Source organism: Streptomyces sp. NPDC055103 (assembly GCF_053607625.1).
The window spans coordinates 26,210-52,211 of sequence record NZ_JBSGTX010000058.1; the positions used below are offsets into that span (position 1 = coordinate 26,210).

At 72.3% G+C, this 26,002-nt stretch carries 24 protein-coding genes; 7 read left to right on the forward strand and 17 right to left on the reverse strand.

Translation table 11 applies throughout. The features are described 5' to 3' along the window. The first annotated feature begins 53 nt into the window (after positions 1–53). Positions 54–617, forward strand: a complete 564-nt coding sequence (locus tag ACWFR1_RS29810; protein WP_453556629.1) for a TetR/AcrR family transcriptional regulator — start codon at positions 54–56, stop codon at positions 615–617. 19 nt (positions 618–636) lie between these two features. On the opposite strand, the gene ACWFR1_RS29815 is transcribed toward ACWFR1_RS29810, so the two are convergent. After that, positions 637–1,350 (reverse strand): M23 family metallopeptidase, encoded by a 714-nt coding sequence (locus tag ACWFR1_RS29815; protein WP_453556631.1) that lies wholly within the window; start codon positions 1,348–1,350, stop codon positions 637–639. Positions 1,351–1,827: 477 nt separating this feature from the next. Between ACWFR1_RS29815 and ACWFR1_RS29820 the strand changes: the two genes are divergently transcribed. Beyond that, entirely contained in the window at positions 1,828–4,836 is a 3,009-nt protein-coding gene (locus ACWFR1_RS29820; protein ID WP_453556632.1) for an NACHT domain-containing protein, read from the forward strand. A 77-nt stretch (positions 4,837–4,913) separates the two neighbouring features. Here ACWFR1_RS29820 and ACWFR1_RS29825 read toward each other — a convergent pair whose 3' ends face one another. Beyond that, positions 4,914–7,436 carry an ATP-dependent Clp protease ATP-binding subunit gene (locus tag ACWFR1_RS29825; protein ID WP_453556634.1) on the reverse strand — a complete coding sequence of 841 codons (2,523 nt, stop codon included), beginning with the start codon at positions 7,434–7,436 and terminating at the stop codon, positions 4,914–4,916. Positions 7,437–7,984: 548 nt separating this feature from the next. Here ACWFR1_RS29825 and ACWFR1_RS29830 point away from each other — a divergent pair. After that, positions 7,985–8,617, forward strand: a complete 633-nt coding sequence (locus ACWFR1_RS29830; protein ID WP_453556636.1) for an SCO3374 family protein — start codon at positions 7,985–7,987, stop codon at positions 8,615–8,617. Here the strand turns inward: ACWFR1_RS29830 and ACWFR1_RS29835 are convergent. The 10 genes from ACWFR1_RS29835 to ACWFR1_RS29880 all read right to left on the reverse strand — a co-directional run bounded on the left by ACWFR1_RS29835 (position 8,596) and on the right by ACWFR1_RS29880 (position 16,949). Further along, the gene (locus ACWFR1_RS29835) at positions 8,596–8,928 is read right to left on the reverse strand and encodes a histone-like nucleoid-structuring protein Lsr2 (protein WP_017240029.1); all 333 of its coding nucleotides are present in this window, start codon (positions 8,926–8,928) and stop codon (positions 8,596–8,598) included. The two genes, ACWFR1_RS29830 and ACWFR1_RS29835, sit on opposite strands and share 22 nt — an antisense overlap. A gap of 178 nt (positions 8,929–9,106) precedes the next feature. Next, positions 9,107–9,652 carry an amino-acid N-acetyltransferase gene (locus ACWFR1_RS29840; protein WP_453556638.1) on the reverse strand — a complete coding sequence of 182 codons (546 nt, stop codon included), beginning with the start codon at positions 9,650–9,652 and terminating at the stop codon, positions 9,107–9,109. 9 nt (positions 9,653–9,661) lie between these two features. Then, on the reverse strand, positions 9,662–10,096 hold the full coding sequence (locus ACWFR1_RS29845; RefSeq protein WP_453556640.1) for a BlaI/MecI/CopY family transcriptional regulator: 435 nt from the start codon (positions 10,094–10,096) through the stop codon (positions 9,662–9,664). 148 nt (positions 10,097–10,244) lie between these two features. Continuing rightward, on the reverse strand, positions 10,245–10,418 hold the full coding sequence (locus tag ACWFR1_RS29850; RefSeq protein ID WP_453556642.1) for a hypothetical protein: 174 nt from the start codon (positions 10,416–10,418) through the stop codon (positions 10,245–10,247). A gap of 14 nt (positions 10,419–10,432) precedes the next feature. Next, positions 10,433–11,035, reverse strand: a complete 603-nt coding sequence (locus tag ACWFR1_RS29855; protein WP_453556644.1) for a hypothetical protein — start codon at positions 11,033–11,035, stop codon at positions 10,433–10,435. A gap of 178 nt (positions 11,036–11,213) precedes the next feature. Beyond that, complete coding sequence (locus ACWFR1_RS29860; RefSeq protein ID WP_376406815.1) at positions 11,214–12,020, reverse strand: type III pantothenate kinase; 807 nt, start codon at positions 12,018–12,020, stop codon at positions 11,214–11,216. Further along, positions 12,020–13,042, reverse strand: coding sequence for a carboxylating nicotinate-nucleotide diphosphorylase (gene nadC / locus ACWFR1_RS29865; RefSeq protein ID WP_453556646.1), 1,023 nt, complete (start codon positions 13,040–13,042; stop codon positions 12,020–12,022). Before nadC ends, ACWFR1_RS29860 begins: the two co-directional genes overlap by 1 nt. Next, positions 13,043–14,905, reverse strand: coding sequence for an L-aspartate oxidase (locus ACWFR1_RS29870; RefSeq protein WP_453556648.1), 1,863 nt, complete (start codon positions 14,903–14,905; stop codon positions 13,043–13,045). Next, positions 14,902–15,990: a pantoate--beta-alanine ligase gene (panC, locus tag ACWFR1_RS29875; protein WP_453556650.1), complete on the reverse strand. Its 1,089-nt coding sequence runs from the start codon at positions 15,988–15,990 to the stop codon at positions 14,902–14,904. Before panC ends, ACWFR1_RS29870 begins: the two co-directional genes overlap by 4 nt. After that, a complete protein-coding gene (locus ACWFR1_RS29880) occupies positions 15,987–16,949 on the reverse strand; it encodes a Rossmann-like and DUF2520 domain-containing protein (RefSeq protein ID WP_453556652.1) in 963 nt (320 codons plus the stop codon). The genes panC and ACWFR1_RS29880 overlap by 4 nt, the downstream gene beginning before the upstream one ends. Before the next feature lie 125 nt (positions 16,950–17,074). Between ACWFR1_RS29880 and ACWFR1_RS29885 the strand changes: the two genes are divergently transcribed. Then, positions 17,075–18,259, forward strand: a complete 1,185-nt coding sequence (locus tag ACWFR1_RS29885) for a threonine aldolase family protein (RefSeq protein ID WP_453556654.1) — start codon at positions 17,075–17,077, stop codon at positions 18,257–18,259. Positions 18,260–18,275: 16 nt separating this feature from the next. On the opposite strand, the gene ACWFR1_RS29890 is transcribed toward ACWFR1_RS29885, so the two are convergent. Continuing rightward, positions 18,276–18,476: a hypothetical protein gene (locus ACWFR1_RS29890; RefSeq protein WP_453556656.1), complete on the reverse strand. Its 201-nt coding sequence runs from the start codon at positions 18,474–18,476 to the stop codon at positions 18,276–18,278. Positions 18,477–18,628: 152 nt separating this feature from the next. Here ACWFR1_RS29890 and ACWFR1_RS29895 point away from each other — a divergent pair, with 152 nt between their 5' ends. Further along, positions 18,629–19,711, forward strand: coding sequence for a DUF5937 family protein (locus ACWFR1_RS29895; protein ID WP_453556681.1), 1,083 nt, complete (start codon positions 18,629–18,631; stop codon positions 19,709–19,711). Between the two features lie 64 nt (positions 19,712–19,775). Here the strand turns inward: ACWFR1_RS29895 and ACWFR1_RS29900 are convergent, their stop codons facing one another. Both ACWFR1_RS29900 and ACWFR1_RS29905 read right to left on the reverse strand, forming a co-directional pair. Further along, the gene (locus ACWFR1_RS29900; protein WP_453556658.1) at positions 19,776–20,456 is read right to left on the reverse strand and encodes a response regulator; all 681 of its coding nucleotides are present in this window, start codon (positions 20,454–20,456) and stop codon (positions 19,776–19,778) included. Between the two features lie 101 nt (positions 20,457–20,557). Beyond that, positions 20,558–21,760 carry a sensor histidine kinase gene (locus tag ACWFR1_RS29905; protein WP_453556660.1) on the reverse strand — a complete coding sequence of 401 codons (1,203 nt, stop codon included), beginning with the start codon at positions 21,758–21,760 and terminating at the stop codon, positions 20,558–20,560. A 121-nt stretch (positions 21,761–21,881) separates the two neighbouring features. Here ACWFR1_RS29905 and ACWFR1_RS29910 point away from each other — a divergent pair, with 121 nt between their 5' ends. Beyond that, the gene (locus ACWFR1_RS29910; protein WP_453556683.1) at positions 21,882–22,922 is read left to right on the forward strand and encodes an SAM-dependent methyltransferase; all 1,041 of its coding nucleotides are present in this window, start codon (positions 21,882–21,884) and stop codon (positions 22,920–22,922) included. Positions 22,923–23,007: 85 nt separating this feature from the next. Beyond that, a complete protein-coding gene (locus tag ACWFR1_RS29915; RefSeq protein WP_453556662.1) occupies positions 23,008–24,150 on the forward strand; it encodes an NADH-quinone oxidoreductase subunit D in 1,143 nt (380 codons plus the stop codon). A gap of 33 nt (positions 24,151–24,183) precedes the next feature. On the opposite strand, the gene ACWFR1_RS29920 is transcribed toward ACWFR1_RS29915, so the two are convergent. Continuing rightward, positions 24,184–24,744 carry a hypothetical protein gene (locus ACWFR1_RS29920; protein WP_453556664.1) on the reverse strand — a complete coding sequence of 187 codons (561 nt, stop codon included), beginning with the start codon at positions 24,742–24,744 and terminating at the stop codon, positions 24,184–24,186. Further along, complete coding sequence (locus tag ACWFR1_RS29925) at positions 24,741–25,946, reverse strand: hypothetical protein (RefSeq protein WP_453556666.1); 1,206 nt, start codon at positions 25,944–25,946, stop codon at positions 24,741–24,743. The genes ACWFR1_RS29920 and ACWFR1_RS29925 overlap by 4 nt, the downstream gene beginning before the upstream one ends. Positions 25,947–26,002: the final 56 nt, after the last annotated feature.

Below are 26,002 nucleotides of genomic sequence, written 5' to 3' on the forward strand. Positions count from 1 at the left end.
ACCCGTAACTTGCCGGTCGTCAAGTAAGTAAAAGTCGGAGAGCGAGAGCAGTCATGGCCCAGGCACGAGGCAACACCCGCCAGCGCATCCAGGACGTGGCCCTCGAACTCTTCGCCGAGCAGGGCTACGAGAAGACCTCGCTGCGCGAGATCGCCGAGCACCTCGATGTCACCAAGGCCGCGCTCTACTACCACTTCAAGACCAAGGAAGACATCATCATCAGCATCTTCCAGGACCTCACCCGGCCCGTGGACGAGCTGATCGAGTGGGCACGGGAGCAGCCACGGACGCTGGAGGTCAGGGAGGAGATCCTGCGCCGCTACCAGGAGTCCCTGATCAGCGCGTATCCGCTGTTCCGCTTCATGCAGGAGAACCAGGCGGCCGTCCGCGAGCTGAGCATCGGCCTGACCTTCAAGGAGCGGATGCTCGAACTGAGCGGTCTGATCCAGGAGCCCGACTTCACCGTGCGCGACCGGGTCCGCTGCGTGAGCGCGATCTTCACCCTGCACGCGGGGATGTTCTTCATGGACAACGTCGAGGGCGACTCCGAGGACAAGCGCGAAGCCGTCCTCGAGGTCGCCCTCGATCTGCTGAACCAGGCCCACGGGGCCAAGTAGCGGGAGTCCGTCAGCCGGATCAGATGCTCACGCCGTGGGACCGCAGGAAGGCGGCCGGGTTCACGGAGGAGCCGTAGTTCGGGGTCGTGCGGATCTCGAAGTGCAGGTGCGGGCCGGAGGAGTTGCCGGTGTTACCCGAGAGGGCGATCTGCTGGCCGGCGGCGACCTTCTGGCCGACGTTCACCTTGATCTTCGACAGGTGGGCGTACTGCGAGTACGTGCCGTTGGCGTGCTTGACGACGATCGCGTTGCCGTACGCGGGGCCGTCACCGCCGCCGTTCGGGCCGGCCTTCACGACGGTGCCCGAGCCCGCGGCCTTGACCGGGGTGCCGGTCGGGACGGCGAAGTCCTGGCCGGAGTGCTTGTGGGCCCACATGGCGCCGCCCTGGTTGTAGCTGGCCGAGAGGGTGTACGAGGTGACCGGCTTGACCCAGGACGGGGTCGCCTTCTTGGCGGCCTTCACCGGGGTCGCCTTCACGGCGACGGCCTTGGCGGTGGCCGCCTTGGCCGTGGCGGCCTTCGCGGCGGCGGCCTTCACCTGGGCGGCGACGTGCGCCTGGGCCTCGGCCTGGGCCGCGACGGCGGCGGACGCGGTCGCGGCGACCGGGGCGACGGCCTTGCCCTCGGCGGCGAAGGCGGACCCTGCCCCGGCCACCAGCGACGCTCCCAGACCGGCGACGGTGAGAGCGACGGCGGTGACACGGGCGGCGGGGTTCATAACGCGCTTCGACATACGGGGGAAAACCTCCGGGGAAGAACGGGACCCGACGCGAACGGTGCGTGGCGCCGGGCTTGCTCATCCTTGGTAACCCGGACCCCCGCCCAGCCCAAAACACCCCATCTACGACATAGCGTCGTAGCGATCTCCGGGGGAGATCGACCCTTGACGCCCTTGACTTCAACTCCTGAAACCGGACATACCGCCACAAGGGAAACGGTTCAACCGCATGTGACAGGGGGCCGAAACTGCCCGAAAGGCCGTACACCGCCCGGTTCGGGACCCTCTGGGACCAAAGTCCCGATAATTGATCACTGAACGTCCCGAATCCCACCTAAAGGTCGCCACTATTCCGGTTAGTACCCGCCAAAACGCCTGTGCGCCTTGTCACCCGGCGCCGACGGTGAATGGGACCTGGGTCACGCAACCGAGCGATCGGAAAGGCCGTCCAGCACTACGCTGGCGGATTCGGTGATCTTCAGGGGGACAGACATGGAACCGGCACTCATCGGCACCCGTCTCGCTTCGGCAGCGATCAGCCCATTGCTGAAGAAACTGCTGGTCAGTGACGGTCCAGGGGCCGGGCTCACCGGTGGGGCCCGTGCCATCCGGCTCTCCTCCCTGGTCTCCTTCCGCGGTGAGAAGCGCACCCTCACGGAGAAGGACGTCCGGAAGCTCGCCACCGCCCTCGTCGAGCGCTCGGGCGGCGGGCCCGGCGAAGCGCCGTTCCCGGCCGACGAGACCGAGGCCGTCGCCCACACCCTGGGGACGACCCTCCTCGCCCTCGGCGACCTCGACATGGACGACGTCCAGGCGGTCCGCCTCGGCCACCGCACCCTCGCCCGCCGACTGCGGGCGGCTGCCCCGGCCCCCGACGGCCTCTCCACCGACTCCGTCCTCTACCTGGACTCCATGACCGAGTGGGCCTCCCTCCACCTCCTGGAGTTCTTCACCCAGCGCTCGACGTTCGTCGCCCGCAGCCTGGTGGAGCAGACCCGGGGGCAGGCGGAGCTGATCGCGAAGGTGGACGCCGTCCTCGCCCGCACGCCGCACGTCGACGTCCGGCACGCGGAGTTCGAGCGGCGGTACCTGGGGCACCTGGCGAAGAAGCACGGCAGCCTGACGATCTACGGCATCGATCTGCACCACTCGGCGAAGGAGTGGCCGCTGGACGTGGCGTACCTGTCCCTTGAGGCGGCGGGACCCGCCGAGCCGGCCACGCCCGCTCCCGTACGGCAGGAACTCGCCAAGACCCACCTCCGTGCCGACCATGCCCTCGCCCGCCACGACAAGGTCCTCCTACGGGGCCTGGCCGGTTCGGGCAAGACCACCCTCGTCCAGTGGCTGACCGTCGCCGCCGCCTCGGACGACCGCGCGGACGGCATGGCGTACCTCTACGGCCGCATCCCCTTCGTCCTCCCCCTGCGCACGCTCACCCGCCACGGCGAGCGGCTCCCGGGCCCCGACCGCTTCCTCTCCGCCGCCGGCTGCCCGCTCACCGCCCCCGAGGGCTGGGCCGACCGGGTCCTGGCCGCCGGGCGGGGCCTGGTCCTCGTCGACGGCATCGACGAGATCCCCGAGACCGAGCGCGGCCGGGCCCGTGAGTGGCTCCGCGACCTGCTCAGCGCGTACGAGGGCAACCGCTGGCTCGTGACCGCCCGCCCCACCGCCGTGGACAACGACTGGCTGGCCCGGGACGGCTTCACCGACCTGACCCTCTCCCCCATGTCCCGCACCGAGGTCGCCACCTTCGTACGCCGCTGGCACCAGGCCGCCGGGCCCGGGGCGGAGCCGTACGAGCAGCAGCTCCTCGACGCGCTCCGCGCCACCGAACACGTCGCCCAGCTCGCCACCAACCCCCTGATGTGCGGCCTCGTCTGCGCCCTGCACCTCGACCGGCGCGGCTATCTGCCCCGGGGCCGCAAGGCGCTCTACGAGTCCGCGCTGTCGATGCTCCTGTCCCGCCGCGACCGGGAGCGGGGCATGGGGAACCCGTACGGGATCGATCTCGACGCGGCCCCGCAGATCCAGCTGGTCCAGCGGCTCGCCTACTGGCTCACCCGGAACGGCCGGCTCCAGATGGACCGCGCCCACGCCGAGTCGGTCATCGCGGAGGCCGTCCCCGCCATGGTCGAGGCGTCCGCCTACGCCCCGGACCGGGTCTTCGCCCACCTCCTCCACCGCAGCGGCCTGCTGCGCGAGCCGACCACCGACACCGTCGACTTCGTCCACCGCACCTTCCAGGACTACCTGGCCGCCAAGGCCCTGGTGGACGTCTGGGACATCGGCGTCCTGATCCAGCACGCCACGGACGACACCTGGGAGGACGTCATCCGCATGGCGGTGGGCCACGCCCGCCCCCACGAGTGCGCGGAGATCCTCCGCGAGCTCCTGAAGGCGGCGGACGCCGCCGAGGACCGCCGGGACCAGCTCCGCCTCCTGATCCTGGCGGCGACCGCGCTGAACCACGCGACCGAGGTGACACCGGAGGTACGGGAACAAGTCCTGTCCCGGGCGGCGGAACTGGTCCCGCCCCGCACGCCCGACGAGGCCCGCGAGCTGGCGACGGCGGGCCGCATGGTGCTGGACCTGCTCCCCGGCCCGGAGGGGCTGAGCGAATTAAACGCCCTCTTGGCGGTGACCACCGCGACGCACATCCCCTCGGACGCCGCCATCCCCTACCTGGCCCGCTTCGCCCGCGGATCCACGCTGGACGTCCGCGCCCAGCTCGTCTGGGGATGGCAGCGCTTCGACACCCTCGCGTACGCCGAGGCGGTCATCGCCGTCATCGACCCGACCGATCTCCACTTCACCGTCCTGCACGACGACCAGGCGGCCGAGCTGCTGCGGCTCGGCATCGCCCCGGACCGGCTGGAGATCGGCGACGGCGTCTCGGGCCGGGCGCTGGACGAGCTCCTGGCCGCCTGCGACCCGCGCATGCTGTTCCTGGCGCGCGAGGGCAACGACCCCGACCTCACCGCGCTCGTCGGCCTCACCCGGCTCGAAGAACTGGCCCTGGAGTTCCCCGATGGCCTGTTCTGGCCCCTGAGCGGCCTCCCCTCCAGGGCGCCCCTGCGGAGACTCTCCTTCGGCGGCTGGCCGGCGGAAGGCATCAAGGGTCTGCGCCACGCCTCCCATCTCCGCCAGCTCACCCTCTGGGACGCCCACGCGGTCACCGCGTACGACTGGCGAGAGCTGACGCTGCTGACACAGCTCCGGCAGCTCGCCGTCGCGTCCGTGGATCTCGAAGAGCTCCCGGAGGATGTCGTCCTCCCATGGATCAGCGAGATCGTGGTCTCCGCCCACGACGAGTCGCCGCGGTTCGAGCAGGCTGTGCGGGCCTTTCCCGGACTCCAGGTGTTGGCGCTCTTCTCCGACCCGGGGAGTGAGGTGGACGTGACCCCGCTGGCGGGGTTGGCGGGTCTGACCGAGCTCCACGCCGACGACCTGCGTCTGACGGGCACCGAGCACCTCGCGCCCACGGTGCGCGTACTCACCTGAGTACGCGCAAAGGGGCGGCCCCGGAACCGTGATGGTTCCGGGGCCGCCCCTTCGGTGCTACCGGCTCAGCGGAAGCGTTACGCGTCCTTCGAGAGGTTCGGGCCGGTGCCGCCCGTGGCCTCGATCGGCGGGGCGTCCGGCAGGGCCGACTTCTCCTCGCCGCGGAAGGTGAACGTGCGCTCCTCGCCCTCGCCCTCCGTGTCCACGACCACGATGTGACCGGGGCGCAGCTCGCCGAAGAGGATCTTCTCCGACAGCGTGTCCTCGATCTCGCGCTGGATCGTCCGGCGCAGCGGCCGGGCGCCCATCACGGGGTCGTAGCCCTTCTTGGCGAGCAGCTCCTTCGCGGACTGGGAGAGCTCGATGCCCATGTCCCGGTCCTTGAGTCGCTCGTCCACGCGGCCGATCATCAGGTCGACGATCTGGAGGATGTCGTCCTGCGTCAGCTGCGGGAAGACGATGATGTCGTCCACACGGTTGAGGAACTCGGGGCGGAAGTGCTGCTTCAGCTCGTCGCTGACCTTCGCCTTCATCCGCTCGTAGTTGGACTTCGTGTCGCCCTGGGCCGCGAAGCCGAGGTTGAAGCCCTTCGAGATGTCCCTGGTCCCGAGGTTGGTCGTCATGATGATGACCGTGTTCTTGAAGTCCACGACCCGGCCCTGGGAGTCGGTCAGGCGACCGTCCTCCAGGATCTGGAGAAGGGAATTGAAGATATCGGGGTGGGCCTTCTCGACCTCGTCGAAGAGCACGACGGAGAACGGCTTGCGGCGCACCTTCTCGGTGAGCTGGCCGCCCTCTTCGTAGCCGACGTATCCGGGCGGCGAACCGAAGAGGCGGGAAACCGTGTGCTTCTCGCTGAACTCCGACATGTCGAGGGAGATCATCGCGTCCTCGTCGCCGAAGAGGAATTCGGCGAGGGCCTTCGAAAGCTCGGTCTTACCGACACCGGACGGACCGGCGAAGATGAACGAGCCACCGGGGCGCTTCGGGTCCTTCAGACCGGCTCGCGTACGACGGATCGCCCGGGAGAGGCCGATGACGGCGTCCTTCTGGCCGATGACGCGCTTGTGGAGCTCGTCCTCCATGCGGAGCAGGCGGCTGGACTCCTCCTCGGTCAGCTTGAAGACCGGGATGCCGGTGGCGGTCGCGAGGACCTCGGCGATCAGCTCGCCGTCGACCTCGGCGACGACGTCCATGTCGCCGGCCTTCCACTCCTTCTCCCGCTTGGCCTTCGCGGCGAGGAGCTGCTTCTCCTTGTCACGGAGAGAGGCGGCCTTCTCGAAGTCCTGCGAGTCGATCGCGGACTCCTTGTCCCGGCGGACGCCGGCGATCTTCTCGTCGAACTCGCGGAGGTCCGGCGGCGCGGTCATCCGGCGGATGCGCATCCGGGAGCCGGCCTCGTCGATCAGGTCGATCGCCTTGTCCGGGAGGAAGCGGTCCGAGATGTACCGGTCGGCCAGGGTCGCGGCCTGGACGAGGGCCTCGTCGGTGATGGAGACCCGGTGGTGGGCCTCGTACCGGTCGCGGAGACCCTTGAGGATCTCGATGGTGTGCGGCAGCGACGGCTCGGCGACCTGGATGGGCTGGAAGCGGCGCTCGAGGGCCGCGTCCTTCTCCAGGTACTTCCGGTACTCGTCGAGCGTCGTGGCACCGATCGTCTGGAGCTCACCACGGGCCAGCATCGGCTTGAGGATGCTGGCGGCGTCGATCGCGCCCTCGGCGGCACCCGCACCCACGAGGGTGTGGAGCTCGTCGATGAACAGGATGATGTCGCCGCGGGTGCGGATCTCCTTGAGGACCTTCTTCAGGCGCTCCTCGAAGTCACCGCGGTAGCGGGAGCCGGCGACCAGCGCGCCGAGGTCCAGGGTGTAGAGGTGCTTGTCCTTGAGGGTCTCGGGCACCTCGCCCTTGACGATGGCCTGCGCCAGGCCTTCGACGACGGCGGTCTTGCCGACGCCGGGCTCGCCGATGAGGACCGGGTTGTTCTTCGTACGGCGGGACAGCACCTGCATGACCCGCTCGATCTCCTTCTCGCGCCCGATGACCGGGTCGAGCTTGGATTCGCGGGCCGCCTGGGTGAGGTTCCGGCCGAACTGGTCGAGGACCAGGGACGTCGAGGGGGTGCCCTCGGCAGGGCCGCCGGCCGTGGCGGCTTCCTTGCCCTGGTAGCCGGAGAGCAGCTGGATGACCTGCTGCCGCACCCGGTTGAGGTCGGCGCCCAGCTTCACGAGGACCTGGGCGGCGACGCCCTCGCCCTCGCGGATCAGGCCGAGCAGGATGTGCTCGGTGCCGATGTAGTTGTGGCCGAGCTGGAGTGCCTCGCGGAGCGAGAGCTCCAGGACCTTCTTGGCACGAGGAGTGAAGGGGATGTGCCCGGACGGGGCCTGCTGCCCCTGTCCGATGATCTCCTCCACCTGCTGGCGGACCGCCTCGAGCGAAATCCCGAGGCTCTCCAGGGCCTTAGCGGCGACACCCTCACCCTCGTGGATAAGGCCCAGAAGGATGTGCTCGGTGCCGATGTAGTTGTGGTTGAGCATCCGGGCTTCTTCCTGAGCCAGGACGACAACCCGCCGCGCGCGGTCGGTGAACCTCTCGAACATCGTTAATCGCTCCTCAGAGCGGTCAGTCAGTTAGGGGTCGATCCCCTCCCTGTCCTTCCGCAGCTTAGTCCCGCAAGCGGGGACCGCTCATTCCAACTGCCGACATCCGTCCGGATCACCCCTCTTCCGCGGGGAGACCTGCCGCCGAACAACCGACAAATGCTCCAACCCGATGGTGCGAGACGATGTTCCCGCAGGCCAAGTAGTTACCCGCGCCTTGAGTACGCCGATGGCGAACGTGAGACGCCGAAGCCCGCGAGTCACCCCACTCCACTAGGAATGTCTTACCCGTAAGCACTGACACTCCATGCGGCGCACCCCGGTTCCCTCCGCTACCAGCGAACACCCTTGCGCTGCCGAATGCGCCCGTACGCCCCATCACGGACACCTTGCGCATCCGGATCGGGACCGTACGTCACCGCGGATGTGGCGCGAGTGAGGCGCGAGCGAGCCGGGATCGAGGCACGTACGAGCCGGGATCGAGGCACGTGCGAGCGCGGACGAGGCCCCGGCGTAACCAAGAGGGCTTCGCGGGAGTTGCGCAGGGCATGCCCTTCACCGTCCCGTTTCCCCGCTCGCCGCTCGACGGCGATGGCGTCCGCGACGGCATCGGCCCCGGCCACGGCGACAGTGGTCTGGTGCGGTGGTACGAGCACGAGCTCGGCTGGGCGGCGGTGGCCGGTCCCCCGGTGCAGCTGGTCACGGGGCTGCGCTTCGACGTCCTTGAGCTGCCCGCCACGGCCGGCCGTGGGGTGCTGCGCAGGATGGGCGCGGCGACTGGGCCGGTGGCCCTCATGGGCCGCCGGATGCGGCTGCTCGTGGCCGCGGGGAGCGCGGAGGAGCTGCCTGGGCTGCTCGACTGGCTCGAATGGGGCGGGATCTCGCTGGATCTCGCGATGCTGGGCACCGACGGCCGGATGACCGCGCCCCTCCCCCCGGGGCGGGGCGGTTCCGGCGCGCCGGGTCCGGCGCTCTGGCTGCGGGCGCCCGTGCCGGGGCGTGAGGTCGAGACCTCGCTTCCGGCCCTGCGGTCCGCGCCCTGGGGCGGTGCGGACGCCCCTTCCCTGGTGCGGCTCGTGGCCGCCGCCGCCGCGGAGTGCCACCGGGTGCGGCTGCTGAGTGCCCGGACCGGCGGCCCGGCGCCTCAGCAGCGGCCGCCTCAGCGGTTCGCGTCCTCGTAGGCCGCCTTGACGGTGGCGGGCACACGACCGCGGTCGTTCACGTCGTAGCCGTTCTCCTTGGCCCACGCGCGGATCTTCGCGGTGTCGGGGCTACCGGCCGCCACACGGCCCTTGCCACGTCCACCCGTGGTGCGGCCACCGGTGCGACGACCGCCCGCGGTGTACGGCTCGAGCAGGCCGCGGAGCTTTTCCGCGTTTGCGGTGGTGAGATCGATCTCGTAGGTCTTGCCGTCCAGCGCGAACGTCACCGTCTCGTCCGCCTCGACGCCGTCGAGGTCGTCGACAAGAAGGACCTGAACCTTCTGTGCCACCGGATTTCCTTTCATCGAAAATGCAGTACGCGGAAAGGAAACCGCTTTTCCCGGAAAAACACAAACCCCTGGGAGAGGTTCAGAACCCCGACGGCACGGGAAACATGCGCGATTCGGACATAGGGATCCGGTTCGGGATCGCTTGACGATGGGTTCGGGATCGCCGCGGGGTTCCGGGTCACAGGTGCAGAAGCATGCGGCTGTTGCCCAAGGTGTTCGGCTTCACTCGTTCGAGACCGAGGAACTCGGCGACGCCCTCGTCATAGGAACGGAGGAGCTCGCTGTAGACATCTCCGTCGACCGGGGTCTCGCCGATCTCGACGAAGCCGTGCTTCGCGAAGAAGTCGACTTCGAAGGTCAGGCAGAATACGCGCCGCACCCCGAGCCATCGGGCGGTCTGCAACAACTTGCCCAGTACCTGATGTCCTACGCCGGCTCCCTTGAACTCGGGATCGACGGCGAGTGTGCGGACTTCCGCGAGGTCTTCCCACATGACGTGCAGAGCGCCGCAACCGACGACCGTGGCGTCCTCGTCGCGTTCCGCGACCCAGAACTCCTGGATGGACTCGTAAAGAGTCACGGTCGCCTTGTCGAGAAGGATGCCGCGCTGGACGAAAGGATCGACGAGACGGCGGACCGCGGCGACATCGCTGGTGCGGGCCCTGCGTACGGTGACGGCTTTGGCTGAGGCCGCGGAAGCGGCCGGGGAAGCAGACGGCGACATGGGGGGACGCTATCGCTCCCGGCCCTCGGATCCTTCGGCGCCCTTGTCGCCCACGGCCTCTTCGGGCGGGGCGGGAAGGGGGTTGTCTCGCTGGACGATACGGATGGCGTCGTTCAGCGCCTCGCGCTGGTCCTGCGACATCATCCCGAAGAAGGCGACGAGGGCGGCGGCCGGGTTGTCGCTCTGGGCCCAGGCCTCGTTCATCAGCGCGGCCGAGTAAGCGGCCCTGGTGGAGACCGCCGTATATCGATAGGCGCGGCCGTCGACTTCCCTGCGCACCCAGCCCTTCTGATGGAGATTGTCCATGACGGTCATGACGGTGGTGTAGGCGATGGACCGTTCCTGCTGGAGGTCTTCCAGAACTTCCCGGACGGTCACCGGGCGGTTCCATTGCCAGACGCGCGTCATGACGGCGTCCTCAAGGTCTCCCAATGGGCGGGGCACAGTGCCACCATAGTTCGCAAAGGGTTGATAAGCGGCTATTTACATGGAGAAACGCAACAAAAAGGACGCGCGACCTCGAAAGGTCGCACGTCCCGGTGGTGCGGGGTCCCTCGACGGGGGCTCAGGCGGCCCTCCGCCTCGGCGGGGTCTAGGCGGAGCCCTCCGCCTGGCGGGTGGCCTCGGCGCGGGCGATCGCGGCGTCGACGACCGCGTCCTCCTTGGCCTTGTTCGGGCCGCCCTGGCTCTTGACGATCGTGACGACGAGGCCGATGAAGAAGGCGGCCATCACGACGGGGGGCAGGAGCGCGGATACGTAGTCCATGGCGTCCAGAGTAGCTATCCGGCGACCCGCTCCTCTGGCGGGGGCGGCGGGACGGGCCGCCGGCGCGGCGGGAACACCTCGGAGGGCTTGGGCACCGGGCGCTCGCCGGGAGTGGGGCCCGACGGCGGGTTCGGCTTCGGGTCGCCGGCCGCCGCCAGCCCGCCCGGGAGGGCCAGCAGCCGCGCCCGGGGCGCGATCGCCGCACCGACGGGGACAGCGGGGGCGACGGAGCCCGTCGCCTGGGAGACCCGGGCGAGCCGGGCGCGTACGGAGCGCTCGGCGAGGATCTGACAGCGGGCGAGCAGCGAGGCCGCGGCCGGGTTGCGGCGCAGGGCGCGCAGGGCGGCGAGGTCGTCGACCCCGGGGTCGTACCCGGCGGCCAGGGCGTCCCGGAGGAGCCGCAGATAGCCGGTGAGCGCCCCGGGGAGGGCCTCGCGGTAGCGGGCCAGGTCGTCGAGGAGGAAGGCGCGCAGCCGGCCGGCCTCGCGTACCGCCTCGTCCACGGATTCGGCCAGGCGCAGGCAGTCCTGGACGTCCTCGTCCTGGAGGGGGGCAGGGTGGAGGGCGATGGCAAGGGCGCGTCGGAGCACACGCAGCTCGTCCGCACTGAATGCCATGCCGCCGCGAGATCCGTATGGCGTGGGCATGGGCCGACGATACGCGCTAATCGGACAATTTTCTCTTAGCGATCATTCCGGCGCGCCGGAATGATCGCCGCCGGAACGATCGCCACTCGGCCCGTCGCCACTCGGCCCGTCGCCACTCGGCCCGTCGCCGCGGCGCCGGGCGCCGGCCTCACATGCGGGAGACGTTCCGCTCGTAGACGAGGCGCAGGCCGATCAGGGTCAGCCAGGGCTCGTGCTCGTCGATCTCCGCCGACTCGCCGAGGACCATCGGGGCCAGTCCGCCCGTCGCGATCACCGTCACGTCGGAGGGGTCACCCTGCGGGCCGACGAGCTCGCGCTTCATCCGGGCGACCACGCCGTCGACCTGGCCCGCGTAGCCGTAGATGATGCCGGACTGCATCGCCTCGACCGTGTTCTTGCCGATCACGTTCCGCGGGCGGGCCAGCTCGATCTTGCGGAGCATGGCCCCCTTCACGCCCAGCGCCTCGACCGAGATCTCGATGCCCGGCGCGATCGCCCCGCCCGCGTACTCGCCGCGCGCGGTGACCGCGTCGTACGTCGTCGCCGTACCGAAGTCGACGACGATCGCCGGGCCGCCGTACAGCTCGACCGCCGCGGCCGCGTTGATCACGCGGTCCGCGCCGACCTCCTTCGGGTTGTCGGTGATGACCGGGACGCCCGTCTTGACGCCCGGCTCCACCAGGACCGCCGGCACGTCCCCGTAGTACCGGCGAGTCACCTCGCGCAGCTCGTGCAGCACCGAGGGGACCGTCGCGCAGATGGCGATCCCCTCGATGCCGTCGCTCAGCTCGACGCCGAGCAGCGGGTGCATGCCCATGAGGCCCTGGAGCAGGACCGCCATCTCGTCGGCCGTCCTGCGCGGGTCCGTGGAGATCCGCCAGTGCTCGACGATCTCCTCGCCGTCGAAGAGGCCGAGGACCGTGTGCGTGTTGCCGACGTCGATGGTGAGCAGCATCAGGCCCGCACCTCGCGCAGGTCGAGGCCGATGTCGAGGATCGGGGAGGAGTGGGTGAGCCCGCCGACCGCCAGGTAGTCGACGCCGGTCGCCGCGTAGGCCGCCGCGTTCTCCAGGGTCAGCCGGCCCGAGGACTCCAGGACCGCACGGCCTGCGACGAGGGCGACGGCCTCCTCCGTCTCCGCCGGGGTGAAGTTGTCGAGCAGGATCAGGTCGGCGCCCGCGGCCAGGACCTCGTGGACCTGGTCCAGCGTGTCGACCTCGACCTCGATCGGGACCTCGGGGAACAGCTCCCGTACGGCCTTGAAGGCCTGGGCCACGCCGCCGGCCGCCACCACGTGGTTGTCCTTCACCAGGGCCGCGTCGGAGAGCGACATGCGGTGGTTGACGCCGCCGCCGCAGCGCACCGCGTACTTCTCCAGGGCGCGCAGGCCCGGGGTCGTCTTGCGGGTGTCGCGGACCTTGGCCTTCGTGCCCTCCAGGGCGTCCGCCCACGCGCGCGTGGCGGTGGCGATGCCGGAGAGGCGGCAGAGGATGTTGAGCGCGCTGCGCTCGCCGGTGAGCAGGTCGCGCGTGCGGGCGGTGACGCTGAGGAGCGTCTGTCCCGCCTCGACGCGCTCGCCGTCCTCGACGTGCCGCTCGACCTCGAACTCGTCCGCGCACACGATGGACAGGACGGCCTCGGCGACCCGCAGGCCCGCCACGACACCGGCCTCGCGGGCGGTGAAGTCGGCGGTGGCGACGGCGTCCTCGGGGACGGTCGCCACGGTCGTCACGTCCACGCCGCCGTCGAGGTCCTCGGCGATCGCGAGATGGGCGATGTCCTCGACCTGTACGGGGTCGAGGCCGGCGTCCGCGAGGAGCTCGGCGAGCGCGGGGTCGAGCCCGCACTCGAACTCCTCGCCCTCGCCGCAGGCACAGCCGTCGCCGCAGCCGCCGGCCTCGGGGGCGGCGGAGGGGGCGCTGATCTGGATCAGAGGGACGTCCACGGGCTCGGGACGGGCTTCCTCGGGCGTGGTCACTTACGGCTCCCTGGGGGCGTCGAGGGTCGGGGGGAAGTCGGGGGTCCCGGTGGTGCGGACGTCGAGCGTCCGCTCCGGGGTGAGGCGCACGACGAGGTGGCGGTGCCAGGTCTCGTCGTCCCGGTCGGGGTGGTCCTCGCGCCAGTGGCAGCCGCGGGTCTCCTCGCGGCGGCGGGCGGCGGCGACCAGGACCCGGGCGACGCACAGCAGGTTGGTGGTCTCCCAGGACTCCACGCCGGGCTCGGCCGCCTTGGTGTCGTCGGTGCCGCCGGCCAGGGCGTCGCTGTGCAGGGCGTCGAGGGCCTCGGCGGCCTCGCGCAGGCTGCGCTCGGAGCGGAGCACGCCGGCGCCGGCCGTCATGACCCGCTGGATACGGGTCCGGGCGCCCGCCACCGGCAGGGGCAGGGTCACCGGGGCCGGGTGCGGCACCGGGGCGCCGGGCACGCGCGGGGCGGCGGCCTTGGTCTCCCCGGCGAGGTTCCCTGTGGGCTCCACCGCTCCGAGGTTCCCCGTGAGGTCCCCTGCTCCGAGCTTCCCCGTGGGGTCCGCCGCTCCGAGGCTCCCCGTGAGGTCCGCCGCTCCGGGGTTCCCCGTGAGGTCCGCTCCGAGGTTTCCTCCCAGGTCCTCGATGATCTCGTCGGCGATCCGCTCGGCGAAGACCAGGCCCTCCAGGAGCGAGTTCGAGGCGAGCCGGTTGGCGCCGTGGACGCCCGTGCAGGCGACCTCGCCGCACGCGTACAGGCCCGGGACCGTCGTCCGGCCGCGCAGGTCCGTGCGGACGCCGCCGGAGGCGTAGTGCGCGGCGGGCGCGACCGGGATCGGCCCGGTCACCGGGTCGATGCCGTGGGAGCGGCAGGCCGCCAGGATCGTGGGGAAGCGCTCCGCCCACATCTCGGCGCCGAAGTGCCGGGCGTCGAGGTACATGTGCTCGGTGCCCTGCTCCTGCATCCGGCGCATGATCGCCTTGGCGACGATGTCGCGGGGCGCGAGCTCGGCCAGCTCGTGCTGCCCGAGCATGAAGCGGACCCCGTCGGCGTCGACCAGATACGCGCCCTCGCCCCGGACCGCCTCGGAGACCAGCGGCTGCTGGCCCTCGGAGTCGGCGCCGAGGAAGAGCACCGTCGGGTGGAACTGGACGAACTCCAGGTCGGAGACCTCGGCCCCGGCGCGCAGCGCGAGCGCGACGCCGTCGCCGGTGGAGACCGCCGGGTTGGTCGTGGCGGAGAAGACCTGGCCCATGCCGCCGGTCGCGAGGACCACGGCGGGGGCGTGGACGGCTCCGACGCCGTCGTGCTGCCCCTCGCCCATGACGTGCAGGGTGACGCCCGCCGTACGGCCCTCGGCGTCCGTCAGGAGGTCCAGGACGAGGGCGTGCTCGATGGTGCGCACGCCCCGGTCCCGTATCGCCTCGACGAGGGCGCGGGAGATCTCGGCGCCGGTCGCGTCGCCGCCGGCGTGGGCGATCCGGCGGCGGTGGTGGCCGCCCTCGCGGGTCAGGGCGATCTCGCCGTCGGCGGTCTTGTCGAAGTCGGCGCCGGTCGCGATGAGACGGCGGACGGCGGCGGGGCCCTCGGTGACGAGCAGCCGCACGGCCTCCTCGTCGCAGAGACCGGCACCGGCGACGAGGGTGTCGTCGAGGTGCTGCTCGGGGGTGTCGCCGTCGCCGAGCGCGGCGGCGATGCCGCCCTGCGCCCAGCGGGTGGAGCCGTCGTCGAGCCGGGCCTTGGTGACGACGACGGTACGGAGCCCTGCGGCCGTACAGCGCAGGGCGGCGGTGAGGCCCGCGACGCCGGAGCCGACCACGACGACATCGGCGTCGATGGCCCAGCCCGGTGCGGGCGCGTGCAGCCGTATTCCGGTCACTTGGTGGCTCCGAAGGTCAGGGGGATGTTGTCGATGAGCCGCGTGGTCCCCACCCGCGCGGCGACGGCGAGGACCGCCTCGCCGTCGTGGTCGTCGGCGACCTCGGTGAAGTCCGCCGGATCGACGAGGGCCAGGTAGTCGAGGGTGAGCGGCGGCTCGGCCTTCGCCGCGTCGTCGAGGACGGCACGGGCCGCGGCCCGGACGGCCTCGGCGCCGCCGCCCTCGGCCGCCTGCGCGACCGCGTGGGCGTCGGCGGCGGCCCGGGCCTCGCCGAGCCGCGAGAGCGCCTCCGCGCGGTTCCCCGCCCGGCCCTGGGCGCCCGGCAGGGAGGTGGCACGCGCGCGCAGCGCCTCCTGGGCGGCGAGCCGCTCACGGGCCGCGAACAGCGCGCCGGACAGCGCGAGGGCCGTACGGCGCTCCTCGGCCGACAGGTAGCGGTTGCGGCTGGAGAGGGCGAGGCCGTCGTCCTCGCGGACGGTCTCCACGCCGACGATCTCGACGGGGAAGTTCAGGTCGCGGGCCATGCGGCGGATCAGGGCCAGCTGCTGGGCGTCCTTCTGGCCGAAGAAGGCCAGGTCGGGCGAGGTGAGGTGGAGGAGCTTGGCGACGACGGTCAGCATGCCGTCGAAGTGACCGGGCCGGGAGGCGCCTTCGAGGCGCTCGCCCATGGGGCCGGCGGTGATCCGGACCTGGGGCTCGCCGCCCGGGTAGACCTCGTCGACGGAGGGCGCGAAGACGACGCTCGCGCCGGCGTCGAAGGCCAGCTCCAGGTCGGCCTCAAGGGTGCGGGGGTAGCGGTCGAGGTCCTCGCCCGCGCCGAACTGGAGGGGGTTGACGAAGACGGTGACGACGACGAAGCCCTTCGCGCCGACGCGCTCGCGTGCCGTACGGATCAGGGTGGCGTGGCCGTCGTGGAGGGCGCCCATGGTCATGACGACGGCGGTTGGGGCGGACACGCCCCAGTGGGCGGCCGCGTACTCCAGGTCCTCCACCGTGGGGACGAGTTCGGCCGGCTCGTAGCGGACCGGCCGGCCGCTCTTGCCGCTCCCGGCGCTCCCGGCGCTCTTGCGGGCGAACAGGGTCATCGGTCGTCTCCTTGCGGCCCGTCGGCGGTGGCGGTGGTGTCGGCGGCGAGCACGCCGAGCAGGTCCTCGGCCAGCTCGGGCTTGAGCAGCCCGTGCGCGAGCGCCCGGTCGGCGGTCGTGCGGGCCATCGCCAGATAGCCGGCGACGGTGCCGGGCGCGTGCTTGCGCAGCTCCGCGACGTGGGCGGCGACCGTGCCGGCGTCACCGCGCGCTACGGGGCCGGTGAGGGCCGCGTCTCCGGACCGCAGGGCGTTGTCCAGGGCCGCGCCGAGGAGCGGGCCCAGCATCCGGTCGGGCGCGGCGACGCCGGCCTTGCGGAGCAGCTCCATCGACTGGGCCACCAGGGTGACCAGGTGGTTCGCGCCGAGGGCCAGGGCCGCGTGGTAGAGCGGGCGGGCGTCCTCGGCGATCCACTCGGGCTCGCCGCCCATCTCGATGACCAGGGCCTCGGCCGCGAGCCGCAGCTCCTCGGGCGCGGTCACCCCGAAGGAGCAGCCGGCGAGCCGCTGGACGTCCACGGCGGTGCCGGTGAAGGTCATGGCGGGGTGCAGGGCGAGCGGGAGGGCGCCGGCTCGGCGGGCGGGGTCGAGGACCCGTACGCCGTACCGCCCGGAGGTGTGGACGAGCAGCTGCCCCGGCCGTACGGCCCCGGTGTCGGCGAGGCCCTCGACGAGACCCGGCAGCGCGTCGTCCGGGACCGTCAGCAGGACCAGGTCGGCGAGGGCGAGGACGCGGGCGGGCTCGACGACCGGCACGTCGGGCAGGAGCTCGGCGGCGCGGCGCCGGGAGCGGTCGGAGACCGCCGAGACGGCGACGGGGTGGTGGCCCGCGAGCCGGAGCGAGGCGGCGAGGGCGGGGCCCACGCGGCCCGCGCCGACGACTCCGACGGTGAGCCGGGCGGGACGGTCCTCGGGGCGGGGCTCCGTGGCTCGGGGCTCTGGCGCTGCTGGTGCGTTCACGGTGGGGACGGCCTTCCGTTCCAGTCCTCGGCGGGTACCGGACGATTTCTGGTCATGCTACGCCAGCGTTTCGCGCTGCTCCGTGGCTGTCCACAGGGTGTGGGCGGCGGTGTGATGATCGACCCATGGACGTGGAAATGGCGGAGACGGTTGTGGACAAGGATCCCGCAGACGAGGAAGCCGCCCGGCTGTACCGGGCGAAGCTCTGGGGAGGCGCCGAGCGGAAGCTGTGGCACACCTCCGTCGACGGGACGGCCGGACAGCGGCTGCGCGAGCTCGCCGACTGGGCGGACCTCGCGGGGCACGGGGACGCCCCCGTCGACATGTACGGCACCGACCTCGTGGAGGAGGTCGAGCGGCGCGTCGCCGAGGAGCTCGGACTGGCCGCCGCCGTCTTCTTCCCGACCGGCACCATGGCCCAGCAGGTCGCGCTGCGCTGCTGGGCCGGGCGCACCGGCAACCCCGTCGTCGCCCTCCACCCGCTCGCCCACCCCGAGGTCCACGAGGGCGGGGCGCTCGGGACCGTCTCCGGGCTCCGTACGGTCCACCCGACCGACGCCCCGAGGCTGCCGACCGCCGAGGAGGTACGGGACCACCCGGAGCCCTTCGGGACGCTGATGCTGGAGCTGCCGCTGCGCGACGCCGGCTTCGTCCTGCCGTCCTGGGAAGAGCTGACGGACGTCGTCGAGGCGGCCCGGGAGCGGGACGCGGTGGTCCACTTCGACGGCGCGCGCCTGTGGGAGTGCACGACGCGTTTCGGCCGCGGGCTGGCGGAGATCGCCGGGCTCGCCGACAGCGTGTACGTCTCGTTCTACAAGTCCCTCGGCGGCATGTCCGGGGCCGTGCTCGCAGGCCCCGAGGACGTCATGGAGGAGGCACGGATCTGGCGGCACCGGTACGGAGGGCTCGTCTTCCAGCAGTACCCGGCGGCGCTCTCCGCGCTCCGCGGCATGGACGTCGAGCTGCCCCGGCTGCCCTCGTACGTGGCGCACGCGCGCGTGGTGACCGAAGCGCTGCGGGAGGCTCTCTCGGAGGCGGGCGTGGGCTGGTTCCGGGTCCACCCGGAGGTCCCGCACACCCACCAGTTCCAGGTCTGGCTCCCGTACGCCCCCGAGGCCCTCACCGCCGCGTCCGTCGCGCAGGCCGAGGCCACCGGAACCGTCCTCTTCCGCCGCTGGTTCTCCCCCGGCGCCGGTGGCCCGCCGGGGGTCGCCAAGACCGAGTGCACCGTGGCGGGGCACGGTCTCGAGTGGACGGCCGAGGACGTGAAGGAGGCGGTACGGGACTTCCTGGCCCGGATCGAGGGCTGAGGCCGCCGTACGGGCCTCACAGGGGGCGCAGCCACCGGCGCAGGGCCGTCCTCGGGCCGCCGCGCGCCAGGCGGCCCGCGAGGACCCGCTCGAAGCGGCGGCGGTCGGCGATCGCCCGCAGGACGGCGACGTCGTGGGTGCCGGGCGCCGGTGGCAGCGGCTCGCCGAGCTGCTCGGCGCGGTACGTGTCGAAGAGGTACTGATGCAGGGCGTTCATGACCCCACCGTGCGCCGCGCCACCACGGTCCGGCGCGTCGATTGACGGCCCTCGTCAAACGGTGCCACGGGCCGTCCTGCGCGTCGATTGACGGCCCTCGTCAAACGGCGCGACACCACCCCCGCCGCACCCCGCACCATGGGGGCGTGAGCGTGACGATCGACATCACCGGACTGCCGCAGGAGCGCATCGTCTTCTGCCCCTCGCCCCTGGCCGAACTGGGCGCCGCCCTGCATGCCCTCTCCGAGCCCGCGCACCACCCGCGGCTCCACGCCTGGACGACCACGACCGCCGCCGCCCTCAAGCCCGAGCTCGCGGACCGGCTCCTCGAGGCCGACTTCATGTGGAACGCCACCCGCTCGGACATCCTGCTGCCGGCACAACCACGGGAGACCCTCGCGGAGGAGCTGGACGACCTCGACCGCATGGACGACGAGAAGTTCGTGGGCTCGGCCCTGGAGATCTCCTGCAACAGCAAGTACAAGCACGGCGCCCCCTCCCCGCTCGTCGACGAGCCGATGCGCCGCCGCGCCCTCGATCTGGCCACCGCGCGCGGGCCCCGGCAGGTCGCCTTCGTGGAGCGGATGCTGGCCGACCCGCCCGGCACGCGCGCGTGGATCCGGCGGCTCCTGGAGGACTGCGACGAGGCCTTCTTCGCCGACACCTGGCGTCGCGTCGGCGTGCAGCTCGCCGCCGACGCCCGCCACAAGACGGAGCTGATGCGCCACAAGGGGCTGGGCGAGGCCGTCTCCGCCGCCTCGGCCGCGATGGTCCTGGAGGAGGACGAGCGGGGTTCCCGGATCGTCGTCGACAAGCTGGTCCAGGGGCGGACGAGCGCCGAGGGCTCGGGCGTGACGTTCCTGCCGACCGCCTTCGGCTGGCCGCACCTCTTCGCGCTGCACGCGCCCGGCTGGCAGCCGGTCGTCCAGTACCCCGTGCCCACCCGCGACCTCGGCGGCGCCGCCGCGACCGAGGCGGTCACCCTGCGCCTTGAGGCCCTCTCCCACCCCATGCGGATGCGGCTCTGCCGCAGCCTGGCCCGGAGCGCGAACACGACGAGCGAGCTGGCCGACGCCTACAACATCTCCGCCCCCGAGGTCTCCCGGCACCTCGCGGTCATGAAGAAGGCGGGCCTGATCACCACCCAGCGCCGCGGCCGGTACGTGCTCCACCAGCTCGACGTGACGGTCGTCGCCAGGATCGGCAGCGACTTCCTGGAAAGCGTGCTGCGCTAGTCCAGCGTGATCGGCAAGACGCCCCCTAGCTAGGGGTGTCCGACCCTGATCCGCCGGGCAGGCGCTACGCGGTGCCGCCGCCCGCGCGGACCAGGCCCGACTCGTACGCCAGGACCACGACCTGCACCCGGTCGCGCAGGCCCAGCTTGGTCAGGATCCGGCCCACGTGGGTCTTCACCGTCGCCTCCGAGAGGACGAGCCGGGCGGCGATCTCGCCGTTCGACAGGCCCTGCGCGACCAGCATCATCACCTCGCGCTCCCGGTCGGTGAGCCGCGCGAGCGCCGTGTCGACGGCCCGGGTCTCCTTGCCCGTGGACGGCAGCATCGGCGAGAAGCGGTCGAGCAGTCGGCGGGTCGTCGAGGGCGCCACCACCGCGTCACCGCTGTGCACCGAGCGGATCGCGCCCAGCAGCTCCGCCGGCGGCACGTCCTTCAGCATGAAGCCGCTCGCGCCCGCTTTCAGCCCCGAGAAGGCGTACTCGTCGAGGTCGAACGTGGTCAGGATCAGCACCTTCGGCGCGTCCGGCTGGGAGCAGATCCGCCGGGTCGTCTCCACCCCGTCCAGCTTCGGCATGCGCACGTCCATCAGGACGACGTCCACGGCCGTGGACCGCAGGACCTCCAGCGCCTCCACACCGTCGCCGGCCTCCGCCACGACCTCCATGTCCGGCTGGGCGGCGAGCACCATGCGGAAACCGGTGCGCAGCAGCACCTGGTCGTCGACGAGCATCACGCGGATGGACATGAGGTCAGTTCCTTACAGGTCGTCTGTGAGCGGGCTTCGCCGTGAGCGGGCTTCGTCGAGCGGGCTTCGTCTTCGAGCGGCTTCGTCAGTGGACGGCTTCGTCAGTGGGCGGGCTTGAGAGGGAGCAGCGCGCTGATGCGGAACCCGCCGCCCGGACGCGGCCCCGCGTCCAGCGTGCCGCCGACCATGCCGACCCGCTCGCGCATTCCGATCAGACCATGACCGCGCCCGTCGGCGCCCCCGTCCTCGTACATCTCCTGCGGAGCGCCACGGCCGTCGTCCTCGACGAGCAGCCCGAGACCGTCGTCGAAGTAGACCAGCCGGACACTCGCGCCGACGTCGGGCCCGCCGTGCTTGCGCGTGTTGGTGAGCGCCTCCTGCACGATCCGGTACGCCGTGAGCTCGACGCCGCTGGGCAGCGGGCGCGGGCTCCCCTCGATCGCGAAGTCGACGGCCAGACCGGCGCTCCTGACCTGCTCGACGAGGTCCTCGATCTGGCCCACGTCGGGCTGCGGCACGTACTCGCCGGCCTCCTGGTGCTCCCCGGTGCGCAGGATGCCGAGGAGGCGGCGCATCTCGGCGAGGGCCTGCCGGCCCGTGGTGGAGATCGTCTCCAGGGCCTGCTTGGCGGTCTCGGGTGAGGAGTCCATGACGTAGGCGGCGCCGTCGGCCTGGACGACCATCACCGACACGTTGTGCGCGACGACGTCGTGCAGCTCGCGGGCGATCCGGGCCCGCTCGGCGGCGACCGCGACCTTGGCCTGGGCCTCGCGCTCCCGCTCCAGGCGGGACGCCCGCTCCTCCAGCTGCGCGAAGTAGGCGCGGCGGGTGCGGAGCGAGTCGCCGAGGACCCAGGCGAGCGCGAACGGCACGGTCATGATGACCGTGAAGAAGATCCGGGCCGCGACGGAGTCGATGCCCTCCGTGTTCCAGCGCAGCTGCGAGAGCGCGGAGGCACTGAGTCCGCCGACGAGGGCGAGGCGGGACGCCCAGCGGGGCCCGTCGTGCGCCGCGACCGTGAAGACGATGACGAGCATGGCGAAGTCGGCCATGAACGGTTCCAGGCCGAGGGCGAGCTGGGCCGTGCCGAGGGCGACCGACAGCAGCAGCATCTTCTCGGGGGCGCGTCGGCGCAGGGCCACGACCAGGGAGAAGAGTACGGCGACGGCCCCGAAGGCGAAGGGCTGCCCGACCGCCGGGTAGGTCGTCCCCACCCACAGCAGGGAGAACCCGAGGAGGACGACGGCCCAGAAGGTGTCGACGCCCGTCGGGTGTCTGCGGAGGAAGTCGTAGAGGCGCTGCACGTCACCCAGAGTAGGGAAAGCGGATAGGTGCAGGGATCAACCGTGGGGTCGATCCTTGGCGACGGGCCCGTACTCCCCGAGGTGGAGACTGGGGCGCGTGACGGATGACGTGACGGATGACGTGCCGGGGGACGTACTTGGCGACGTCCCTGGTGAGACGTGTCAGTGGCAGGGGTGGCGCGAGGCCACGGAGCAGGCGCTGTACGGCCCGGGAGGCTTCTACCGGCGCCCCGAGGGTCCCGCGGGGCACTTCCGCACCTCGGTCCACGCGGGGCCGCTCTTCGCGGGGGCCGTGGCCGGGCTGCTCGGTGAGGTCGCGGAGGAGCTGGGAACGGCCGAGGTCGCGCTGGTGGACGTGGGCGCGGGGCGGGGCGAGCTGCTCACGGCGGTGCTCGCGGCGACCGCGGGGACGGGCCTTGGGGTGCGGGCGTACGCGGTCGAGCGCGCCGAGCGCCCGGCGGGGCTCGACCCGCGGATCACCTGGACGGACCGGCTGCCGGAGCCGGGGAGCGTGCGCGGCCTGCTCTTCGCGAACGAGTGGCTCGACAACGTGCCGGTGGACGTCGCCGAGGTCGACGCGGCGGGCGTCGCCCGGTACGTGGAGGTCCGCGCGGACGGTACGGAGCGGCTCGGCGCGCCCGTCTCGGGCGCCGACGCGGCGTGGCTGGCCCGCTGGTGGCCCCTACGGGAGCCCGGCGCGCGGGCCGAGATCGGGCGGCCACGGGACGAGGCGTGGGCGGCGGCGGCGGGCTCGCTCGCGGCGGGCCGCGCGGTGGCCGTGGACTACGCGCACGTACGGGACTCCCGGCCGCCCTTCGGCACCCTGACCGGCTTCCGGGCGGGCCGCGAGGTGCCGCCGGTCCCGGACGGCAGCTGCGACATCACGGCCCACGTGGCCCTGGACGCGTGCGCGGCGGCTACGGCAGAGGCGACGGAGAGGGGAGCCACCGCAGGACCCGTCACCGAACTGGTCACGCAGCGGGAGGCCCTGCACCGGCTCGGGGTGTCCGGAGGGCGGCCACCGCTCTCCCTGGCCTCGACCGATCCCGCCGGCTATGTCCGCGCGCTCGCCTCCGCCGGCGAGGCCGCCGAGCTGACCGCCCGCGGCGGCCTCGGCGATTTCCTGTGGCTGACCCGACGGGTCCCGCCCGCCACCGGATGACCCGCGGGCAGCGGGATGCGGGGCAGACGATCCGGCGATGCGGGCCAGGGGACCCGGCGATGCGGGGCAGGGGATACTGTCCCGCATGACGGAGACGACGGTCGGAATCGGCGGCGCGGCGGAGAGCACCGACATGGTGCTGAACATCGGACCGCAGCATCCCTCGACCCATGGCGTGCTCCGCCTCCGGCTCGTCCTCGACGGCGAGGTCGTCCGGCAGGCCGAGCCGGTGATCGGCTACATGCACCGCGGCGCCGAGAAGCTCTTCGAGGCGCGTGACTACCGGCAGATCATCATGCTGGCCAACCGTCACGACTGGCTCTCCGCCTTCTCCAACGAGCTCGGCGTGGTCATGGCCGTCGAGCGGATGCTGGGCATGGAGGTCCCCGAGCGCGCCGTGTGGACCCGTACGCTCCTCGCCGAGCTGAACCGGGTCCTCAACCACCTGATGTTCCTCGGCTCGTACCCCCTCGAACTGGGCGGGATCACCCCTGTCTTCCACGCCTTCCGGGAGCGCGAGGAGCTCCAGGCCGTGATGGAGGAGGTCTCCGGCGGCCGGATGCACTACATGTTCAACCGGGTCGGCGGCCTCAAGGAGGACCTGCCCGCCGGCTGGCTGGGGCGGGCGCGGCAGGCCGTCGCGGACGTGCGGTCGCGGATGGACGTGTACGACCGGCTGGTCCTCGGCAACGAGATCTTCCGGGGCCGTACGCGCGGGGTCGGCGTCCTGTCGCAGGCCGCGGTCCACGCGTACGGGGTGTCCGGGCCCATCGCCCGCGCCTCGGGCGTCGACTTCGACCTGCGCCGCGACGAGCCGTACCTCGCCTACGGGGAGCTCCAGAACACCCTGCGGGTCGCCGTGCGCGAGGAGGGCGACTGCCTGGCCCGCTTCGAGTGCCTGCTCGACCAGACGCACAACTCCCTGGACCTGGCGGACGCCTGCCTGGACCGGATGGCCGAGCTGCCGCAGGGGCCGATCAACCAGCGGCTGCCGAAGGTGCTGAAGGCGCCGGAGGGGCACACGTACGCCTGGACCGAGAACCCGCTCGGCGTCAACGGCTACTACCTGGTGTCCAAGGGCGAGAAGACGCCGTACCGGCTGAAGCTCCGCTCGGCGTCGTTCAACAACATCCAGGCGCTGGTCGAGCTGCTGCCGGGGACGCTCGTCGCCGACATGGTCGCGATCCTCGGCTCACTGTTCTTCGTCGTCGGCGACATCGACAAGTAGGCCGCTCTCCAGCCTCCCCCCTCGTCCGGGGGGTCAGGCGTGGCGCATCACGACGTAGTCGCACTGCTCCTTGCCGGGGCGGCGGCGGTCCACGACCGTCCAGCCCCAGCGCACGTACCTGTCCGTCAGTTCGGGGACGTCGAGGGTCATGAGCAGGGCCGGTCCCGGTGCCCCGGCCACGAGCAGCCCGTCGTGGAGGGCGCGGCCGATGCCCTGGCCCTGGCGGCCGGGGACGACGACCAGCTCGGCCAGTTCGAAGAAGGGCGCGTCGCCGGACAGGACGGTGTCGGTCCAGCCGGCCGCGAAGCCGAGCAGGGCGGCGGCGGAGTCGTCGGTGACGGTGTCGGTGACGGTGTCGGTGACGGTGTCGGTGTCGGTGTCGGTGTCGGTGTCGGTGTCGGCGGCGTACGCGGCCGCCGCGCGGAAGCCGTCCCGCCGCTCGGCGCTGTCGAGCAGCCGGTCCACGGTCCGTACGGCGCCGAGCGGCGGCTCGTACCAGGGGGATCCGCCGAAGGCCTGGGCGCACAGGGCGATCAGCTCGTCCCTGCGCCCGGCCAGCTCGGCCGCCGGGAGCAGGGCGAGGCGGTACGTCACGAGCTGACCGCGCCGCGCAGTTCGGCCACGTCGATCTGCTCGGTCTCGTCGTGCGCGGTCAGGTCGATGACCTGGCCGATGGCCCGGGGCGGCACCTTCGCCGCGAGCGGGGCGAGCGGGACGAGGAACGGGGTCTCGGCGGCCAGGGCCTCTTCGAGGACCTCCTCGCCCACGACGTCGGCGAGGTCGGTGTGCTGCACGGCCTCGATGGCCGCCGCCACCTTCTGCGTACCGAAGAAGTCGAAACCGCCCTCGGGGCGCGGGGCGGGCCTGCGGGCCGCGTACGGGACGATCGCCGCGGCGGCCTGGACGGCGGGCACGCGCGCGAGGCCGGTGGGGGCGACGGGCACGGGCGCGGAGGCGTCCGCCCCCGGGACCGACTCCGCCGCGGAGCCCGACGAGGGCGCGGCGGGCGTGGTGGGACCGGCGGGCAGTGCCGCCGGTGCGGGGGCGGGCCCGAGGGCGGGGGCGGCCGTACGGCTGTGCTGCTCGGTCCCGGCGGCCGCAGCGTGCTTCCCCCGCGGCTCCTCCGGCTCGCGGGCCCGCTCGGCGAGGTCCCGCGCGCGGGCCGCCTCGGCGGTGCGCCGGGCGTGCTGGGCCGCGGCGTTGCGCGGGAGGTCCTTCAGGGCCTGAGCGGCGCGGCGGTACGCCTCCGGGGTGGGCGTGGACCCGGCGGCCGGCAGCTCCTTCGCCCCGGCGCCGGTCGGGCCGGTCGCACCCGGCGTGTCGGTCGTCGCGGCCGTGGCGGTCGCCTCCAGGGCGAGGACGCGGCGGCCCTCCAGGGCGCTGGCCCGCTCGGTCTCCGCCGTCGCGTACCGGCGGAGGAGGTCGGCGTGCTCGCCGCGCAGCGCCGCGAGCTCCACGCGCTTGGCGCGGAGCTTGGCGTCGAGCCGGGTCCGCAGGCCGCGGGACTCCTCCAGGTCGGACTCCAGCTCGGCGACCCGCTCCTCGGCCTTCCACTGGTCCGCGGTGCGGGCCCGGTTCAACTCGGCGACCCGGGCGCCGGCGCTCCGGTCCCAACTGCGCATGAGGACGGCACCGGTGACGGCCGCGGCAGCCGCGGCGACCGCGAGCAGCCGGACGACCAACAGGTCGCCGGGCAGCCAGGCGACCGCGGCGCACACGACCGCGGCGCCCGCGACCGCGGACGGCGGCAGCAACTTGTGCAGAGGCGGGGAATGGCGGTGGCGTCCACGTGGCATGGCCTGAAATTTACCGTGCGTAGGCGCCATGTGGGGTGTCGGCCCGGCAATCTCTT